General features: G+C 72.2%; 15 protein-coding genes. 9 read left to right on the top strand and 6 right to left on the bottom strand.

Going from position 1 to position 17143, the window contains the following annotated elements; translation table 11 throughout:
• Positions 1–15: 15 nt before the first annotated feature.
• Entirely contained in the window at positions 16–732 is a 717-nt protein-coding gene (locus ACN6LM_RS07975; protein WP_445064609.1) for a L,D-transpeptidase family protein, read from the bottom strand.
• A gap of 316 nt (positions 733–1048) precedes the next feature.
• On the opposite strand from ACN6LM_RS07975, the gene ACN6LM_RS07970 reads away from it, so the two are divergent.
• Positions 1049–2851: an ABC transporter transmembrane domain-containing protein gene (locus tag ACN6LM_RS07970; RefSeq protein WP_445064562.1), complete on the top strand. Its 1803-nt coding sequence runs from the start codon at positions 1049–1051 to the stop codon at positions 2849–2851.
• Between the two features lie 11 nt (positions 2852–2862).
• Complete coding sequence (locus tag ACN6LM_RS07965; RefSeq protein WP_445064608.1) at positions 2863–4659, top strand: ABC transporter ATP-binding protein; 1797 nt, start codon at positions 2863–2865, stop codon at positions 4657–4659.
• A gap of 50 nt (positions 4660–4709) precedes the next feature.
• On the opposite strand, the gene ACN6LM_RS07960 is transcribed toward ACN6LM_RS07965, so the two are convergent.
• Entirely contained in the window at positions 4710–5501 is a 792-nt protein-coding gene (locus ACN6LM_RS07960) for a metal-dependent hydrolase (protein WP_445064561.1), read from the bottom strand.
• Positions 5502–5672: 171 nt separating this feature from the next.
• Between ACN6LM_RS07960 and ACN6LM_RS07955 the strand changes: the two genes are divergently transcribed.
• The 3 genes from ACN6LM_RS07955 (at position 5673) to ACN6LM_RS07945 (ending at position 9848) form a co-directional block, all read left to right on the top strand.
• Entirely contained in the window at positions 5673–8186 is a 2514-nt protein-coding gene (locus tag ACN6LM_RS07955; RefSeq protein WP_445064560.1) for a DEAD/DEAH box helicase, read from the top strand.
• Between the two features lie 17 nt (positions 8187–8203).
• A complete protein-coding gene (locus ACN6LM_RS07950) occupies positions 8204–9088 on the top strand; it encodes an acyl-CoA thioesterase (RefSeq protein WP_445064559.1) in 885 nt (294 codons plus the stop codon).
• 61 nt (positions 9089–9149) lie between these two features.
• Complete coding sequence (locus tag ACN6LM_RS07945) at positions 9150–9848, top strand: hypothetical protein (protein ID WP_445064558.1); 699 nt, start codon at positions 9150–9152, stop codon at positions 9846–9848.
• Positions 9849–9854: 6 nt separating this feature from the next.
• Here the strand turns inward: ACN6LM_RS07945 and ACN6LM_RS07940 are convergent, their stop codons facing one another.
• Complete coding sequence (locus ACN6LM_RS07940) at positions 9855–10880, bottom strand: hypothetical protein (protein ID WP_445064557.1); 1026 nt, start codon at positions 10878–10880, stop codon at positions 9855–9857.
• A gap of 47 nt (positions 10881–10927) precedes the next feature.
• On the opposite strand from ACN6LM_RS07940, the gene ACN6LM_RS07935 reads away from it, so the two are divergent.
• Both ACN6LM_RS07935 and ACN6LM_RS07930 read left to right on the top strand, forming a co-directional pair.
• Positions 10928–11623, top strand: a complete 696-nt coding sequence (locus ACN6LM_RS07935; protein WP_445064556.1) for a TetR/AcrR family transcriptional regulator — start codon at positions 10928–10930, stop codon at positions 11621–11623.
• Between the two features lie 179 nt (positions 11624–11802).
• Positions 11803–13554, top strand: a complete 1752-nt coding sequence (locus tag ACN6LM_RS07930) for a cation:proton antiporter (RefSeq protein ID WP_445064555.1) — start codon at positions 11803–11805, stop codon at positions 13552–13554.
• 7 nt (positions 13555–13561) lie between these two features.
• On the opposite strand, the gene ACN6LM_RS07925 is transcribed toward ACN6LM_RS07930, so the two are convergent.
• The gene (locus tag ACN6LM_RS07925) at positions 13562–13999 is read right to left on the bottom strand and encodes a DUF7144 family membrane protein (protein WP_445064554.1); all 438 of its coding nucleotides are present in this window, start codon (positions 13997–13999) and stop codon (positions 13562–13564) included.
• 217 nt (positions 14000–14216) lie between these two features.
• Here ACN6LM_RS07925 and ACN6LM_RS07920 point away from each other — a divergent pair, with 217 nt between their 5' ends.
• Together ACN6LM_RS07920 and ACN6LM_RS07915 are read left to right on the top strand one after the other, a co-directional pair.
• A complete protein-coding gene (locus tag ACN6LM_RS07920) occupies positions 14217–14759 on the top strand; it encodes a GNAT family N-acetyltransferase (RefSeq protein WP_445064553.1) in 543 nt (180 codons plus the stop codon).
• A 35-nt stretch (positions 14760–14794) separates the two neighbouring features.
• Positions 14795–15283, top strand: coding sequence for a glutathione peroxidase (locus ACN6LM_RS07915; RefSeq protein WP_445064552.1), 489 nt, complete (start codon positions 14795–14797; stop codon positions 15281–15283).
• 8 nt (positions 15284–15291) lie between these two features.
• Here ACN6LM_RS07915 and ACN6LM_RS07910 read toward each other — a convergent pair whose 3' ends face one another.
• On the bottom strand, positions 15292–15690 hold the full coding sequence (locus ACN6LM_RS07910) for a hypothetical protein (protein ID WP_445064551.1): 399 nt from the start codon (positions 15688–15690) through the stop codon (positions 15292–15294).
• A gap of 163 nt (positions 15691–15853) precedes the next feature.
• The gene (locus tag ACN6LM_RS07905; RefSeq protein ID WP_018105241.1) at positions 15854–17080 is read right to left on the bottom strand and encodes an acyl-CoA dehydrogenase family protein; all 1227 of its coding nucleotides are present in this window, start codon (positions 17078–17080) and stop codon (positions 15854–15856) included.
• Positions 17081–17143 lie beyond the last annotated feature (63 nt).

Raw genomic sequence — 17143 nt, 5'->3', positions numbered from 1 at the left:
CTGACCCGCGTCGGTTCAGGCGCGGAGGGCGGCGCGGTCGCCCATGACGACGACCGGGTGCTGCTTCGGGTCGAGGGTGCGCAGCAGCTTCTCCATGGCCTGCTTGGACACGCTGACGCACGCCGAGGTGCCGCTGCCGTGGTCCATGTGCAGCCAGATGCTGCCGCCCTTGGTCTGGCCCTGCGGGCGCGTCGGGTCGTTGGGCGGGGTGCCCTTGACCCGGTTGTAGTCGATGGCGATGACGTAGTCGAAGTCGTGCCAGTGGGACTTGGCCCAGTAGTGCGGGGCCTGGATCGACGCGGTCCGCGTGTACGGGAGGCGGGCGCCCGGATCGGGCAGGACACCGGCCGCGTCGCTGAGGGTGTAGACGCCGACGGGGCTGCGGTTGTCGTTCTCGTGGTGGTCGGGCGTCCAGCCCTTCTTGCCGTTGTGGCCCTTCCACGAGGCGGCCTTGTCCCAGGTGGAGCCGGACTTGGTGTAGAGCACGACGGTGGAGTCGGCGGAGTCCTTGCCCTCACCGTAGACGGCGACGACCTGGCGGGAATCGGCCGGGATCTGCGTCTGGAGCCGGTCGCCCACATCGGGGATGCGCTTCAGATCCTTGACGGGGGCCTTCGTACTGCCCTTCCCGGCAGCCGGTCGCTCGGCGGCGCCCTTCTTCGTGTCCTGTCCGTCCCCGCAGGACGTCAGGGTCGTGAGCAGGACACCACAGGCGGCCGCCGAGGCCACCATCCGAACCGCACCGGCTATACGCATCCGTCCATGCTCGCACCTGGCGATGAACGCGATCGTCCGGTCCGGGCGGCCCCGGCGAATGCGTGCCGAATCTTTACCCGCCCGGGGCGCGCGCGGTCCGCGCGCATCCCACCCGTACCTGAGGCCGCACCCGTATCGGCGGCCGCGTAAAACCGTTTGCCGCGATCCCGGCGACAGGCAAGGCTTGCGCGGTCCGGTTTCCCCCGCCCTCGTATGCCGTGGGCGACCCGGTGCTGCCCCGACGCGCTTCGGCGCCCCGCGGGCCCGACCTCTTCCGATCCTTTGGGATGTCATGCACATTCGCGATCTTCCGTACTCGGACCCCGGCGATCCCGACGTCCGTTCAGGCCCCCGCTTCCTGCTGTGGCTGGGCCGCAACCAGATCCGCGGGCAGCTCAAGTCCTTGTTCTGGGGGCTGCTGCACCAGTGCTCCGTCGCGGGATACCCGCTGACGGTGGGACTCGCCGTGCAGGCGGTCGTGGACCGGTCCGGCGGCAGGCTCGCGCTGGCCTGTGGGCTGACCGCGCTGCTGGGCGTGCTGACGGCGGTGGGCGACGCGATGGTCCACCGGGCCGCCGTCACCAACTGGATCACCGCCGCCGCCCGGATCCAGCAGTTGCTGTCCCGCAAGACCGCCGAGCTGGGCTCCCTCCTGACCCGCAGGGTCGCCGCGGGCGAGGTGGTGGCGGTGTCCACGGGAGATGTGGAGAAGATCGGCTGGTTCGTCGAGGCGCTGTCGCGCTTCCTGGCCGCCGCCACGATCCTCGTCGTCATCAGCGTGGCGCTCGTCGTCTACCTTCCGTCCATGGGCGTTCTCGTGGCGGTCGCCATGCCGTTCCTCGCCCTGTCCGTCCTTCCGTTGCTGCCGCGTGCCACCCGGCGGGCGGATGTGCAGCGCGAAAAGGGCGGCCGCGCCACCGAACTCGCCTCGGACACCGTGGCCGGGCTGCGTGTCCTGCGCGGCATCGGCGGCGAGGAGCTGTTCCTGGACCGCTACCGGCGCGCTTCGCAGGAGGTCCGCGAGGCCGCGGTGCACAGCGCCCGGATGTGGTCGCTGATCTCGGCGGTCCAGGTCCTCCTGCCCGGCCTCCTGCTGCTCGCCCTGGTCGTCCACGGGGCGTCGCTGGCCCGTGACGGCAGGATCGAGGTGGGTCAGCTGGTGACGGTGTACAGCGCGGTGACCCTGGCCCTGTTCCCGCTGCGGAACTTCGAGGAGATCGCGATGGCGTACTCCTTCTCCCGCCCCTCCGCACAGCGCGCCGTACGCGTGCTGTCGCTGAGCCGGAACACCCGCCCGGCCACCGTCGACACCGCCCCGTCCGGCGACCTGTACGACCCGGTCACCGGACTGCTGGCCCCGCGCGGCGCGTTCACCGCGGTCGTCTGCGGCGACCCCGACGAGGCGGGGCGGCTGGCGGAACGGCTCGGCGGGCACGCCCGGCCCGAGGCACCGGACGCCGACGCCCCCGAGCCGCCGTCCGTCCTGTTGGGCGGCGTGCCGCTGGACGAGCTCGAACCGGGCGCGGCACGGACCGCCGTACTCGTCCAGGACAAGGACCCCGTGCTGCTCTCGGGCACCCTGCGCGAACTCCTGGACGTGCCGTCGTCCGGGCAGGTGGCGGCCTCGGCCGCCCTGTCCGCCGCGCAGTGCGACGACGTGCTGGCCGCCCTGGCCCAGGCGTCCCCCGAGCCGGACCGCGAGCCGCTGGACACCCGGATCACCGAACGCGGCCGTTCCCTGTCCGGCGGCCAGCGCCAGCGGCTCGCCCTGGCCAGGTCGCTGCTCACCGACCCGGACACGCTCGTCCTGGACGAGCCCACGTCGGCGGTCGACTCGCACACCGAGGCCCGTGTCGCGGCGGGCGTCAAGGCGCTGCGCGCGGACCGTACGACCGTCGTGTTCTCCTCGTCGCCCCTGCTCCTCGACCTGGCCGACCGGGTGGCGCTGGTGCACGGCGCAACGGTGGTGGCGGTCGGTACGCATCGCGAGCTGCTGCGCACCGAGGAGCGGTACCGCGCCGTCGTCACCCGCGAGACCGACGACGAGACCGCCGCGCACCAGGAAGCGCACCAGGAAATCGAGGAACGGGCATGAGAGGACAGGCAATGACCGGCGTCGCCCCACCGGCCCACGTACCCCCCGCCTACGATCCGGCCGCCCCCGAGACGGCCACCACCCTGCCGGTCGGCCGGCCCGCGACCGTACGGGCCTACGTCCTGGAGCTGATGCGGCGCCATCGCAAGCCGTTCGTCGTGGTGACCCTGCTCAACACGTTCGCGGTGATCGCGTCCATCGTGGGCCCGTACCTGCTGGGCGGGCTCGTGGAGGACCTGTCCGACGGGGTCCGCGACCTGCACCTGGAGCGCACCGCCGCGGTGTTCGCGTGCGCGCTCGTGGTGCAGACCGTGGCCACCCGGATGATGCGGCTGCGCAGCGCCATGCTGGGCGAGGAGATGCTCGCCGACCTCCGCGAGGACTTCCTGGTCCGGTCGGTGCGGCTGCCGCCGGGCGTGCTGGAGCGGGCCGGTACGGGTGATCTGCTGTCCCGGATCACCACCGACATCGACCGGCTCGCCAACGCCATGCGCGAAGCGGTCCCGCAGCTGACGATCGGTGTGGTGTGGGTGGGGCTGCTGGTCGCCGCCCTCACCGTCACCGCTCCCCCGCTCGCCCTGGCGGTGGTCGTGGCGCTGCCGGTGCTGCTCATCGGCTGCCGCTGGTACTTCCGCCGGGGGCCCTCGGCGTACCGCTCGGAGGCCGCCGGCTACGCGGCGGTCGCCGCGGCCCTGGCCGAGACCGTGGACGCGGGGCGGACCGTGGAGGCGCACCGGCTGGGGGCGCGCCGGGTCGCGCTGTCGGACCTGCGGGTCAAGCAGTGGACGGCGTGGGAGCGGTACACGCTGTTCCTGCGGACGGTGCTGTTCCCGGTCATCAGCATCACGTACGCGACGATCCTCGGCGCGGTCCTGCTGCTGGGCGGCTGGTTCGTCATCGAGGGGTGGATGACCGTCGGCCAGCTCACCACGGGTGCGCTCCTCGCCCAGATGATGGTGGACCCGATCGGTCTGATCCTGCGCTGGTACGACGAGTTGCAGGTGGCCCAGGTGTCGCTGGCGCGGCTGGTGGGTGTCCGGGAGATCGAGCCGGACGCGGGCGACGCCTCGGTGTCCCCGGACGGCCGGGACGTGCGCGCCGACGAGGTGCGCTTCGGGTACGTGGACGGGGTCGACGTGCTGCACCGGGTGTCGCTGGACGTCGCGCCGGGCACGCGGCTGGCGTTGGTCGGCCCGTCGGGTGCGGGCAAGTCGACGCTGGGCCGGCTGCTGGCGGGGATCTACGCGCCCCGGGAGGGCGCGATCACGCTGGGCGGCGCGCGCCTGTCGCGGATGGTGACGGAGCGGGTGCGGTCGCACGTGGCGCTGGTCAACCAGGAGCACCACGTGTTCGTCGGTTCGCTGCGGGACAACCTGCGGCTGGCGCGTACGGACGCGGAGGACGCGGAGCTGTGGGCGTCGCTCGCCGCGGTCGACGCGGACGGCTGGGCGCGGGCGCTGGAGCAGGGGCTCGACGCCGAGGTCGGCTCGGGGGGCCTGGTGATCACTCCGGCGCAGGCCCAGCAGATCGCGCTCGCCCGGCTGGTACTGGCCGATCCGCACACGCTGGTCCTGGACGAGGCGACCTCGCTGCTCGACCCCCGGGCGGCCCGCAACCTGGAGCGGTCGCTCGCCCGGGTGCTGGAGGGCCGTACGGTGGTGGCGATCGCGCACCGGCTGCACACGGCGCACGACGCGGACGTGATCGCCGTGGTCGAGCAGGGCCGGATCACGGAGCTGGGCAGCCACGACGAGCTGGTGGCGGCGGACGGGGCGTACGCGGCGCTCTGGCGCTCCTGGCACGGCTGACGGGTCCCGGGGGCCGGCGCGACGGCCCCCGGATCCGGCGCCCGGCCGGCTCAGATGACGTTCATCGCCGCCGCCGCGCCCACGCCCCCGAGGATCATGAAGAGGGGCATCAGCACCTTGATCTCCACCCAGCTGCCGGCCTTGAAGCGCATGGCCTTGGGCGGGCCGATCGGGTACCAGCGCTTGCGGCCCAGCGGGATCGGCCACAGGATCGGGCAGCCCGAGACGGTCAGCGCGTCGCCGATGTCGTGGACGAGGGCGCCGAGCACGATCGGCAGCCCGAGCCAGAGGTATTGCTGGCCGGGGTCGGTGAACAGCCAGTCGGCGCCGTTGCCCGGCTTGTCGAGGACTCCGGCGAGGATCCACGCGCTGGTCGCGCCGAGCAGCCACACCAGGACGTCGCTGGAGACGCGGGCGGCCCGCCAGAGCAGCCCCTCGACGGCGAGGACCAGGTGGACGAAGAGGATCGCGAGGACCCCCCAGCGCCCGCCGGTGTACGCGACGGCGGAGGCGCCCGCTCCGATCAGGACGGCCCAGGCCCAGGTGTGGGTGAGGGTGCGGTGGCCGCCGTTGCGGTGGGAGTCGCCGCGGAGCTTGGTGGCCTTGTAGACGGCGTGCGAGAGCTTGTCGACGATCTCGCACATCCCGCGTGAGAGGGGCCCGAAGGCCCGCGAGATGGTCGCCGACTTGTGGTCGAGGTCGGGGGCGAGCGCGGCGCCCGCGCTGATCAGCGCCCCGACGACCAGGACGGGCCACGGCATGGTGTGTCCGGTGGCCGCCGCCGCGGCGCCCACCCCCAGCCAGGCCGCCGCCCCTGACAGAGAGTGTGCCGGTCCCATCATGACTGCCGAGCCCCCGTAGGTGTCGCCGAGTGCGCCGGGTGGTGCACCCGAGCGCGGGATCCGGCCACCGCCGTTGCGGCGTGGCCGAGTTGAGTGGGAAGCGTATCGTTCGTGATCTTCGGGCCGTCGTCCGGTTCCCTCATCGGGGCGGAAGACAGGCAAGATGGGGGCGTGACCCTTATCGATCAGCTCCCCCCGACCGCCGATCCCGACGCTCTCTTCGAGGCTTTCTCGTCCTGGACCGAGACGCAGGGGATCACCCTCTACCCCGCTCAGGAGGAGGCGCTGATCGAGGTGGTGTCCGGGGCCAACGTGATCCTTTCCACGCCCACGGGGTCCGGGAAGAGCCTGGTCGCGGCGGGTGCGCACTTCACCGCTCTGGCCCAGGACAAGGTCACCTTCTACACCGCGCCGATCAAGGCGCTGGTCTCGGAGAAGTTCTTCGACCTGTGCAAGCTGTTCGGTACGGAGAACGTCGGCATGCTCACCGGGGACGCCTCGGTCAACGCCGACGCCCCGGTGATCTGCTGCACCGCCGAGGTGCTGGCGTCGATCGCGCTGCGTGACGGAAAGTACGCGGACATCGGCCAGGTCGTGATGGACGAGTTCCACTTCTACGCGGAGCCGGACCGGGGCTGGGCCTGGCAGATCCCGCTGCTCGAACTGCCGCAGGCCCAGTTCGTCCTCATGTCGGCGACGCTCGGCGACGTCCGGATGTTCGAGGAGGACCTGACGCGGCGCACCGGCCGCCCGACCTCCGTGATCCGCTCGGCGACCCGTCCCGTACCGCTGAGCTACGAGTACCGGCTGACGCCGATCACCGAGACGCTCACGGAGCTCCTGGACACCCGGCAGTCGCCGGTGTACATCGTGCACTTCACGCAGGCGGCCGCGGTGGAGCGGGCGCAGTCGCTGATGAGCATCAACATGTGCACCAAGGAGGAGAAGGAGAAGATCGCCGATCTCATCGGCAACTTCCGCTTCACCACCAAGTTCGGCCAGAACCTCTCGCGGTACGTGCGCCACGGGATCGGTGTGCACCACGCGGGCATGCTTCCCAAGTACCGCAGGCTGGTGGAGAAGCTGGCGCAGGCGGGTCTGCTGAAGGTGATCTGCGGTACGGACACACTGGGCGTCGGCGTCAACGTACCGATCCGCACGGTGCTGTTCACCGCGCTCACCAAGTACGACGGCACCCGGGTGCGGACGCTGCGGGCGCGGGAGTTCCACCAGATCGCCGGCCGGGCCGGGCGGGCGGGCTTCGACACGGCGGGCTTCGTCGTCGCCCAGGCGCCCGAGCACGTCATCGAGAACGAGAAGGCCGTCAAGAAGGCGGGTGACGACCCGAAGAAGAAGCGGAAGGTCGTCCGCAAGAAGGCCCCCGAGGGCTTCGTGGCCTGGTCGGAGACCACGTTCGACAAGCTCATCCAGTCCGATCCGGAGCCGCTGACCTCGCGTTTCCGGGTCACGCACACGATGCTGCTGTCCGTGATCGCGCGCCCGGGCAACGCCTTCGAGGCGATGCGGCATCTGCTGGAGGACAACCACGAGCCGCGCCGGGCCCAGTTGCGGCACATCCGCCGGGCCATCGCGATCTACCGGTCGCTGCTGGACGGCGGTGTGGTGGAGCAGCTGGACAAGCCGGACGCCGAGGGGCGCATCGTCCGGCTCACCGTGGATCTCCAGCAGGACTTCGCGCTGAACCAGCCGCTGTCCACGTTCGCGCTGGCCGCGTTCGAGCTGCTGGACCCGGACTCGCCGTCGTACGCGCTCGACATGGTCTCCGTGGTGGAGTCGACGCTGGACGATCCGCGCCAGATCCTGGCCGCGCAGCAGAACAAGGCACGCGGTGAGGCGGTCGGGCAGATGAAGGCCGACGGCATCGAGTACGAGGAGCGGATGGAGCTGCTCCAGGAGGTGACGTACCCGAAGCCGCTGAGCGAGCTGCTGTGGCACGCGTACGACGTCTACCGGCGCAGCCACCCGTGGGTGGGCGACCATCCGGTGTCGCCGAAGTCGGTGATCCGTGACATGTACGAACGGGCCATGACGTTCACGGAGTTCACGTCGAACTACGAGCTGGCGCGGACCGAGGGCATCGTGCTGCGGTATCTGGCGAGCGCGTACAAGGCGCTGGAGCACACCATCCCGGACGACATCAAGTCCGAGGACCTGGAGGATCTGATCGCCTGGCTGGGCGAGATGGTCCGTCAGGTCGACTCCAGTCTGCTGGACGAGTGGGAGCAGCTGGCCAACCCCGAGGTGGAGACCGCCGAGCAGGCGCAGGAGCGGGCCGACGAGGTCAAGCCGGTCACCGCGAACGCCCGCGCGTTCCGGGTGCTGGTGCGCAACGCGATGTTCCGCCGGGTGGAGCTGGCCGCGCTGGACCGGGTCCGCGACCTGGGCGAGCTGGACGCGGACGCGGGCTGGGACGAGGACGCGTGGGGCGAGGCGATGGACGCGTACTGGGACGAGTACGAGGAGCTGGGCACCGGCCCCGACGCGCGCGGCCCGAAGCTGCTGAAGATCGACGAGGACGCGGCGCACGGTGTGTGGCGGGTCCGCCAGACGTTCGCCGACCCGAACGGCGACCACGACTGGGGCATCAGCGCGGAGGTCGACCTCGCCGCGTCGGACGAGGAGGGCCGGGCGGTCGTGCGGGTCACGTCCGTGGGCCAGTTGTGAGAGTGGAGAGAAACGGCATGACGAACCCCGCCGAGCGTCTGGTCGACCTGCTCGACCTGGAGCGGATCGAGGTCAACATCTTCCGGGGCCGGAGTCCCGAGGAGTCCCTGCAACGGGTCTTCGGCGGGCAGGTCGCGGGGCAGGCGCTGGTGGCGGCGGGCCGCACCACGGACGGGGACCGGCCGGTGCACTCGCTGCACGCCTACTTCCTGCGTCCGGGCCGTCCCGGGGTGCCGATCGTGTACGACGTGGAGCGCGTCCGGGACGGCAGGTCGTTCACCACCCGGCGGGTGACGGCCGTCCAGCAGGGCCGGACGATCTTCAATCTGACCGCGTCGTTCCACCGCCCGGAAGAGGCCGGCTTCGAGCACCAGCTGCCGCCTGCCCGGGTGGTGCCCGATCCGGAGGAGCTGCCGACGGTCGCCGAAGAGGTGCGCGAGCACCTGGGCGGTCTGCCGGAGGCCCTGGAACGGATGGCGCGGCGCCAGCCGTTCGACATCCGTTACGTGGACCGGCTGCGCTGGACGCGCGAGGAGATCAAGGACGCGGACCCGCGCAGCGCGGTATGGATGCGTGCGGTAGGGCCGCTGGGCGACGATCCGCTGGTGCACACCTGCGCGTTGACGTACGCGAGCGACATGACGCTCCTTGACGCGGTCCGCATCCCGGTGGAGCCGCTGTGGGGCCCGCGCGGCTTCGACATGGCGTCCCTGGATCACGCGATGTGGTTCCACCGGCCGTTCCGGGCGGACGAGTGGTTCCTGTACGACCAGGAGTCGCCGGTCGCGACGGGCGGACGAGGTCTGGCGCGCGGCCGGATCTACGACCGGGCGGGCAATCTGCTGGTGTCGGTGGTGCAGGAGGGGCTGTTCCGGCGGCTGGGCGACGCCCCGCCCGCGTAACTCCCCCGGGCGGTAGGGCTACTGTTCGACTTCCCGATCATCGCAACGGAGGAGCGCGCACGTGGCCACCGTCCTGAACGTGAGTCCCGTCGCCACGGGGAGGAAGCCGCGCAAGGGCGCGCCGGCGCCCGCTCCCGTCTCACCCTTCAGCCATGTCGTCAAGGTCACGGACGTGCCCGCCGGTGAGTCGAGGGTGCTGGCCCACCTGGAGCGGGAGCTGCCGCCGGGCGGCATACCGGCGTACCTCGCCGCCCGCAAGGACGGGGCCCGCTCCTTCGTTCTGTGGGCCGACCCGGAGCGCCGCGCCCGGCTGGCGACGGTCGTCACCGCGTCGGCCGGTGACGGGGTCTCGGCGTACCAGGTGCTGGGCGGTCACGGGGAGTTGCTGGGCGCGGTCGTGCGCGAGAAGGCGTGCTCGGGCAAGGGCCTGCGCACGCGCTGGACGGTCACCCAGACCGGCTGCGCCGAGGCCGTCGGCTACAAGGGCCGGATCTTCTGGTGGTACGTGTGGTGGCTGCTGTACCCGCTGTGGCTGGCGATCGGCGTGGGCAGCCTGGTGAACGGCGGCGGCGATGTGCCACGCGGGCCCCGGCGCATCCGCTGGCGGGCGGCCGGTGAGACGCCCTTCGAGTTCCACGCCGACGGCGAGGTCGTCGTACACGCGCAGTGGACCGACCAGCGGCTGGCGGCGGCGCTGACGGCGCTGGTCACCTCCTTCGACAGCTGGCTCGGCATGCCCTGGGACGACAAGCGGGAGTAGCGGCCGTCACCTCCGGTACCGCTGCGCCACCGCCTCGAAGGCGGCCTTGGGCTCCCATTCCATGTCGGGGTAGGTACGTCCCCGGCGTCCTTCGAGGAGTTTGACGATGCCCAGTCCCGCCCGGTCCAGGTCGTCCCTGGGATCGCCGTCCGGGCGGTGCGGATAGCCGGGGAGGGCGAACAGGAAGACGAAGGCGCTGTCCACTCCCTCGGTCTCGAAGACCTCCAGGAGTTCGTCCAGGTACGCGGCCTGGCCGGCCTCGTCGCGCTCGTGGACGCCGTCCAGCCGTACCGGGGCCTTGGTCAGCGGGTCGTGCTCGACCACTTCGAGGACCCGCCCGCCCCGGTCGCCCGCGCCACGGTAGGCGGCGGTGCCGAAGCCGGTGACGGCGAGCGGCTTCGGGCCGCGGGCGAGGGCGCGGACCGCCTCGCGGAACCGGTCGGCGATCCCGGCGGAGCGGATCAGCTCGTACGTCACGATGTCGAAGGGGGCCCAGTCGACCTGCTCGAACTGGATGGCGGCGTACGTGAGGGGGCCCTGGTAGTGCTCGCGGACGGCGGCCACCGCGTCGCCGAGGAACGCGTTGACGCGCACGCCCAGTTCGCGGATCGCCTCGGCCCGTAGCTCGGGGCGGCTCATCAGGTGCCCGACGCGTTCCTCGGGGCTCTCGCCGGGCAGGAACCCGCGGTTCATCACGCTCAGCTCGACGCCCGCGACGAACACGACGGCGGCGCCCTCCTGCCGGAGCCGCTCCGCTCGTGCGGCGCAGTCGCGGAAGAGCGTGAGGATCCGCTCCGGTTCCAGTTCCAGCGGGTAGGGCGAGAACCAGACCTCCAGGCCGAGTCCGGCCGCGACGGACGCGGCCTGTTCCAGCCGGTCCGGGTCGCCGCCGATGATCTGGACGGCGTCGCAGTGCAGGTCGTCGCGGATAATCGCCAGTTCCCGCCGGACCACCGCGAGGTCGAAGCGCTCGCGCGAGGTGCGGCCGTGCAGGACGAATCCGGTGTCGTACGTCATTCCTCTGGCCCGCATGGTGGGTCCTCTCCGTCGGTCGGGTCCGGCCGAGGTTCGCAGGAAAGATGCGTGCACGCAAGTTTGCGCGCGCGCAGTCTCCGTGGCACGCTGGCGCGGTGACGACACCACCGGGACTGCGGGAGCGCAAGAAGCAGGCCACCCGCGAGGCGCTGCGCGAGGCGGCGCTGCGCCTGGCCGTCGAGCAGGGGCCCGAGCGGGTGCGGGTCGAGGACATCGCCGAGGCGGCCGGCGTCTCTCCGCGCACGTACAACAACTACTTCGCGAGCCGGGAGCAGGCGATCGTCTCGGCCGTCACCGCCGACCGGGAGGCGCGCGTGGCTACTGCCGTCGCGGCTCGGCCGCCTGATGTACGCCTGGCCGACGCCGTCACCGACGCGGTGGTCGAGCAGTACACGGACCCCGGTGCGCACGGTCAGGAGGCGCTGCTGCTCGTCACCACCCGGCCCGCGCTGCGCGCCGCCTTCCTCGACGCCACCGCCGGCATCGAGCCCCCGCTCACGACGGCCGTCGCCGCGCGCCTGGACGACGCGTCGGCTCCGGCCGCCCGCGTCCTCGCCGCGAGCGTCGCCGCCGCCGTCCGCATCGCGCTGGAGGGCTGGATCCAGCCGGCCGGGACCGCCGGGGCTCCGGACGCCGGCGGACTGGTCGTGCCCGCCGGCTCACTGGCCTGCCGGCTCCGCGCGGCACTGGCCCCGCTCGCCCCCGCGTTCGACGCCGCCGAGGGGCGCGTCCGGCCATGAGGCCGGCCCTCCGCGTGCCGCCCCACCTCGGCGGATAGCCCGTCCGGGCGATCCCGGCCATCGGGTGCGCCCCTTGAGGCGAGCCCTCGCGTCCCGGCCGGGCGGCGGCACGGAAGGTGGTCGCGCGCGCTGCTGTGCGGGTCGCGTCCGGCGCCCGGGTGCGCCGAGGAGGCGGGTCGATGACGGCGGACCAGGTGTACGTGGGGCTCGGGCTGATCGTGGTGCTCGCGGTCGGTTCGCAGCTGCTGGCGCGGCGGCTGCGGGTGCCGGCGCTGCTCGTGCTGCTGCCGGCCGGGTTCACCGCCGGGGCGCTCACCGACGACATCGACCCAGAACGGCTGCTCGGCCCCGCCTTCTCGCCGCTGGTGTCGCTGGCGGTGGCCGTCATCCTGTACGACGCCGGGCTGGGCCTGGACCTGAAGCGGCTCAGGGGCCACAACCGGCGGGTGGTGATCCGGCTGCTGTGGCTGGGGGCGCTGCTCACGCTGGTGTCCGCCGCGCTCTTCGCCGTACCCGTGCTGGACATGTCGGCGCAGGCGGCGGTCATGCTCGCGGCGATCCTCGTCGTGTCGGGCCCGACGGTCGTGGGACCGCTGCTCGCCTTCGTGCGGCCCACGGAGCGGCTGCGGCGCATCCTCGTCTGGGAGGGCGCTCTGATCGACCCGGTCGGCGGCATTCTGGGGGCGCTCGTCTTCCACGGGGTCGTGGCGGGCGACCGGCCGGGGTTCGGCAGGGGGCTCGGGCACTTCCTGGCCAGCGCGGCGGTGGGCGTGGGGGCGGGCGCGGCCGGTGCGGCGGTGCTGTGGCTGGTGCTGCGGCGGGTGCGGCTCAGCGAGGAGCTGGCCACGTCGCTCCAGCTGGCCGCCGTGGTCGGGGTGGCGGCGGCCTGCGACGCGCTGCGCGACGACACGGGCCTGATCTCGGCCGTCGTCATGGGGATGGCCATGGCCAATCTGCCCGGCCTCGATCTGCCGGTGCGCCGCCCGTTCTTCGAGACGCTGGTCTCCCTGATCATCGGCCTGCTCTTCATCTCCATCTCCGCGACGGTCACCCCGGCCTCGCTGCGCCACGTGGTGCTGCCCTCACTCGCGCTGACCGCCCTCCTCGTCCTGGTGACCCGGCCGCTCGTCGCCCACCTCGCGGCGGCCCGCACCGACGTACCCACGCGGGAACGGTGGTTCATCGGCTGGATGGCGCCCCGGGGCATCGTCGCCGCGGCCACCGCCTCCACGTTCTCCGCCGAGCTGGCCGGGCACCACATCGCCGGTGCGGAGCGCATCCTGCCCGCGACCTTCGTGGTGATCGTGGCGACGGTGACGCTCTACGGCCTGACGGCGTTCCCGGCGGCGCGGCGGCTCGGGGTGCTGCGGCCCGCGCGGTCCCGGCCGCTGCTGGTGGGCGGGGCGCCCTGGGCGGTGGACCTGGCGTGCGCCCTGAGTGCGGCGGGGCTCGACGTGCTGATGTGGGCGGGCGCGGACGAGGAACGGGCGCGGATCACGGCCGCGGGGCTGAAGCTGGCGCCCGGTGAGCTGTTCGCCTCGGCCACCGGGGCCGGTGCGGAGCTGGAGGGGATCACCTCGGTGCTGCTGCTCACCGGCGAGGACGACTTCAACGCGCTGGCGTCGGTCACGCTCCGGGAGAGCGTCGAGGGGGAGGTCGGCCGGCTCGCCCCGCCCTCCGCGGACCACGGGGTGGTGGCCCCGTACACCGACGGTGTGGCCCTGTTCGGGCCCGGTCTCACCCGGCCCGAGATCACCCGGAAGTACGAGGCCGGGGCGCGGGTGGTGACCCGGCCGGCGGACAGCCCGCCGGCGCCCGGGGAGCACATGCTGTTCGTGGTGCGGCCCGAGGGCCTGCTCGTCCCGGCCACACAGAACGGTCGCCCGGAGCCGGCTCCGGGCGACACCCTTGTTCTGTTGAGAGAGCCCTGAGGCCCGGTCAGACCTTCGCGCGGTGGTGGTCCGGGCCCGCGCAGAGCGCCCAGATGATGAAGATGTCGATGGCGATGAGCACGATGGACCACAGCGGGTAGTACGGCAGCCACAGGAAGTTGGCCAGTGCGCCGAGCCCGGCCAGGACCACGCCCACCGCCCGCGCCCAGAAGGCGCCGGTGAACAGCGCGCAGCCGGCGAGGACGATGACGATTCCGAGGATGAGGTGGATCCACCCCCAGCCCGTCAGGTTGAACTCGAAGACGTAGTTGCGCGTGGCGACGAACACGTCGTCCTTGGCGATGGCCGCGATCCCCTGGAAGATCGCCATTGCACCACCGAAGATCATCAGGACCGCGGCGAACGCGGTCCAGCCCGTGCGGGCGGGATGGTGTGATCCGTCGGTGCCGTGCGGAGCCGCCGGTGCGCTGCCGGTGTTGGCCATGTCGGGCCTCCTTTTCTGGCACGGTCGCCCGGCGTGGGCCAGAGCCGAACCGGACGTTCCGTTTCCAGAGTGTCACGAGGACGCGTGTCCGGCAGAACGGCGGGCAGGGGGCTGACCGGCAGCCCCGCCCCGCTGCCCTCCGGACGCCCGCTTAGGATCACGTCGCAGCCGGCCCGCGCGGGGATGCGGCCCGGCGTCCCACGGAAGGACCTCCCCCATGACCGAGATCGTCCCGGTGTCCGGCCCCGAGCTGGTCACCTACGCCGATGAACTGGCCGCCCTGCTGGTGGAGACCGTCGAGGGAGGCTCGTCCGTGGGGTTCCTGGCGCCCCTGGGCCGGGAGGCCGCCGCCGAGTGGTGGCGCGCCCGGGCCGCTTCCGTGGAGGCGGGGCGGCTTCAGGCGTGGATCGCCCGGGACGGGGAGCGCGTCGCGGGCACCATCGGCCTGGTCCGGGCGGCGCTGCCCAACGCCCACCACCGCGCGGAGGTGACCAAGCTGATGGTCCGCCCCTCGGCGCGCGGGCGCGGGCTCGGCCGTGAGCTGCTGGCCGCGGCCGAGCGCGCGGCGGCCGAGGACGGCGTCACGCTCCTGGTCCTGGACACCGAGAGCGGCAGCCCCGCGGAGCGGCTGTACCGCGCGGCGGGGTGGACGGAGTGCGGTTCCGTACCGGACTACGCGGCCGGCCCCGACGGGGTCCTGAAGCCGACGACTTTCTACTACAAGGCGGTCGGCCGCGTCGCCGATGTGCCCGTGGGGTGAGAATGGGCCGGGAAGAGACCGACGAGGAGACATCCATGACGCTGTACGACATTCCGCTGCGCACCCTCACCGGCGAGCCGACGTCGCTGGGCGACTACCGCGGGCGGGCCGTGCTGCTGGTGAACGTGGCATCGAAGTGCGGGCTGACCCCGCAGTACGCGGGTCTGGAACGGCTCCAGAAGGAGTACGGGGACCGCGGGTTCACCGTGCTCGGTGTACCGTGCAACCAGTTCGGCGGCCAGGAGCCGGGGACCGCCGAGGAGATCGAGACCTTCTGCTCGACGACGTACGGGGTGAGCTTCCCGCTGCTGGAGAAGACCGAGGTGAACGGCGCGGACCGGCACCCGCTGTACGTGGAGCTGACCCGGCTCGCGGACGCGGAGGGTGAGGCCGGGGACATCCAGTGGAACTTCGAGAAGTTCCTGATCTCGCCGGCGGGCGAGCCGGTCGCCCGCATCCGTCCCCGCACGGAGCCGGACGCGCCCGAGCTGGTGGCGGCGATCGAGGCGCAGTTGCCTCAGTAGAGCGTGGCTCAGGCGCGGCTGAGCAGCACGGAGCCCTTGGGGTAGGTGGCATCGCCGCCCACGTTCGCCACCTGGATGAGGACGGGGGTGCCCTCCTTGATGTTGCCGGTCCTCCACGGCGTGCAGTACGGCGAGGTGTGGCCGCGGGTGGTGGCGGTGCGGTCCCAGGTGCCGTCCCGGCCGATGTCCAGCTTCACCTCGATGCTCCAGCCGTCGGCGACGGTGTCGCAGGCGCGGATCGAGTCGCCGGGGGCGGAGCCGTACGGGTCCGCGTTCCACTCCCCGTAGCCACCGAAGACGGCCTCGACCGTCCGGGGCTCGGCGTGCGCCGTCGTCTGCACGGTGACCACGAGCCCGAAGGCCGCCGCCGCGGTCACCGCGATCCGTACCGCACCGGCTCTGGCCATGCCCTGCTCCCTCCATCACCCGGTCACGATCTCCACCGGGAATCTACAGGTACATGGCAGGTGCACACCATCGCGAGTGCTCCACGACCACGGCCCCCGCCTCCCGGAACGTGCCGGTGGGACGGGGGCCGGGGACGACGCCCGGACGGGCCTCGCGACGCGGTCAGCGGATGGGCATGCCCGACAGGGTGCGGGCGATGACCAGGCGCTGGATCTCGCTGGTGCCCTCGAAGATCGTGTAGATCGCGGCGTCCCGGTGCATGCGCTCCACCGGGTACTCACGGGTGAAGCCGTTGCCGCCGAGGATCTGGACCGCCTGGGCGGTGACCTTCTTGGCCGTCTCGCTCGCGTACAGCTTGGACATGGAGCCCTCGGCCGACTCGAACGGCTTGCCGGTGGTGGCCATCCAGGAGGCGCGCCAGACCAGCAGCCGGGCCGCGTCGATCTGGGTCCGCATGTCGGCGAGCTGGAAGGCGACGCCCTGGTTGTCGATGATCGGCCGGCCGAACTGGGTCCGCGTCTTCGCGTAGTCGAGCGCCACTTCGTACGCGGCCCGCGCGGTGCCGACCGCCATGGCGCCGACGGCCGGGCGGGACGCCTCGAAGGTGGCCATCGCCGCGTTCTTCACTCGCTCGCCACCGGTGGCGGCACGCTCGCGGGCACGGGCCAGGCGCTGGTCCAGCTTCTCCTTGCCGCCGAGCAGGCAGTGTCCGGGGACGCGCACGTCCTCCAGGACGACCTCGGCGGTGTGCGAGGCGCGGATGCCGTGCTTCTTGAACTTCTGACCCTGGGAGAGGCCGGGGGTGTCCGGCGGGACGATGAAGGAGGCGTGGCCCTTGGAGCCGAGCTCCGGGTCGACGACCGCGACGACCACGTGGACGTTGGCGATGCCGCCGTTGGTCGCCCAGGTCTTGGTGCCGTTGAGCACCCACTCGTCCTTGGCCTGGTCGTACACCGCGCGGGTGCGCATCGAGGCGACGTCGGAACCGGCGTCGGGCTCGGAGGAGCAGAACGCCGCGACCTTCACGTCGTCGGCGTCCCCGTACATCTGCGGGATCCAGGTGCCGATCTGCTCCTCGGTGCCGTTGGCGAGGACGCCGACGGCCGCCAGGCCCGTACCGACGATCGACAGGGCGATGCCGGCGTCGCCCCAGAACAGCTCCTCCATGGCCATCGGGATGCCGAGGCCCGTAGGATCGAAGAACTGCTGGGCGTAGAAGTCGAGGGAGTAGATCCCGACCTTCGCCGCCTCCTGGATGACGGGCCAGGGCGTCTCCTCACGCTCGTCCCACTCCGAAGCGGCCGGACGGATCACGTCCGCGGCGAAGCCGTGGAGCCAGTCACGGACCTGCTTCTGGTCATCGTTGAGCTCAAGCGTGAACTCGGCCATGTTCCCCTCCACGTACTGCCGTCGAAGCGCTTCGTTACTTGCGGTAACAACAGTCTGTTACCG

The organism is Streptomyces sp. SAS_281 (assembly GCF_052542855.1).
Note: the sequence above shows the minus strand (reverse complement) of the source record. Positions and strands in the feature narration are given on the sequence as shown.

What these genes read in the sequence shown, in the direction of transcription:
- ACN6LM_RS07910 (WP_445064551.1), bottom strand. Translation starts at nt 15,690, where the DNA reads ATGGCCAGAGCCGGTGCGGTACGGATCGCGGTGACCGCGGCGGCGGCC.
- ACN6LM_RS07925 (WP_445064554.1), bottom strand. Translation starts at nt 13,999, where the DNA reads ATGGCCAACACCGGCAGCGCACCGGCGGCTCCGCACGGCACCGACGGA.
- ACN6LM_RS07950 (WP_445064559.1), top strand. Translation starts at nt 8,204, where the DNA reads ATGACGAACCCCGCCGAGCGTCTGGTCGACCTGCTCGACCTGGAGCGG.
- ACN6LM_RS07915 (WP_445064552.1), top strand. Translation starts at nt 14,795, where the DNA reads ATGACGCTGTACGACATTCCGCTGCGCACCCTCACCGGCGAGCCGACG.
- ACN6LM_RS07930 (WP_445064555.1), top strand. Translation starts at nt 11,803, where the DNA reads ATGACGGCGGACCAGGTGTACGTGGGGCTCGGGCTGATCGTGGTGCTC.
- ACN6LM_RS07905 (WP_018105241.1), bottom strand. Translation starts at nt 17,080, where the DNA reads ATGGCCGAGTTCACGCTTGAGCTCAACGATGACCAGAAGCAGGTCCGT.
- ACN6LM_RS07935 (WP_445064556.1), top strand. Translation starts at nt 10,928, where the DNA reads ATGCGTGCACGCAAGTTTGCGCGCGCGCAGTCTCCGTGGCACGCTGGC.
- ACN6LM_RS07920 (WP_445064553.1), top strand. Translation starts at nt 14,217, where the DNA reads ATGACCGAGATCGTCCCGGTGTCCGGCCCCGAGCTGGTCACCTACGCC.
- ACN6LM_RS07940 (WP_445064557.1), bottom strand. Translation starts at nt 10,880, where the DNA reads ATGCGGGCCAGAGGAATGACGTACGACACCGGATTCGTCCTGCACGGC.
- ACN6LM_RS07960 (WP_445064561.1), bottom strand. Translation starts at nt 5,501, where the DNA reads ATGATGGGACCGGCACACTCTCTGTCAGGGGCGGCGGCCTGGCTGGGG.
- ACN6LM_RS07965 (WP_445064608.1), top strand. Translation starts at nt 2,863, where the DNA reads ATGACCGGCGTCGCCCCACCGGCCCACGTACCCCCCGCCTACGATCCG.
- ACN6LM_RS07970 (WP_445064562.1), top strand. Translation starts at nt 1,049, where the DNA reads ATGCACATTCGCGATCTTCCGTACTCGGACCCCGGCGATCCCGACGTC.
- ACN6LM_RS07975 (WP_445064609.1), bottom strand. Translation starts at nt 732, where the DNA reads ATGGTGGCCTCGGCGGCCGCCTGTGGTGTCCTGCTCACGACCCTGACG.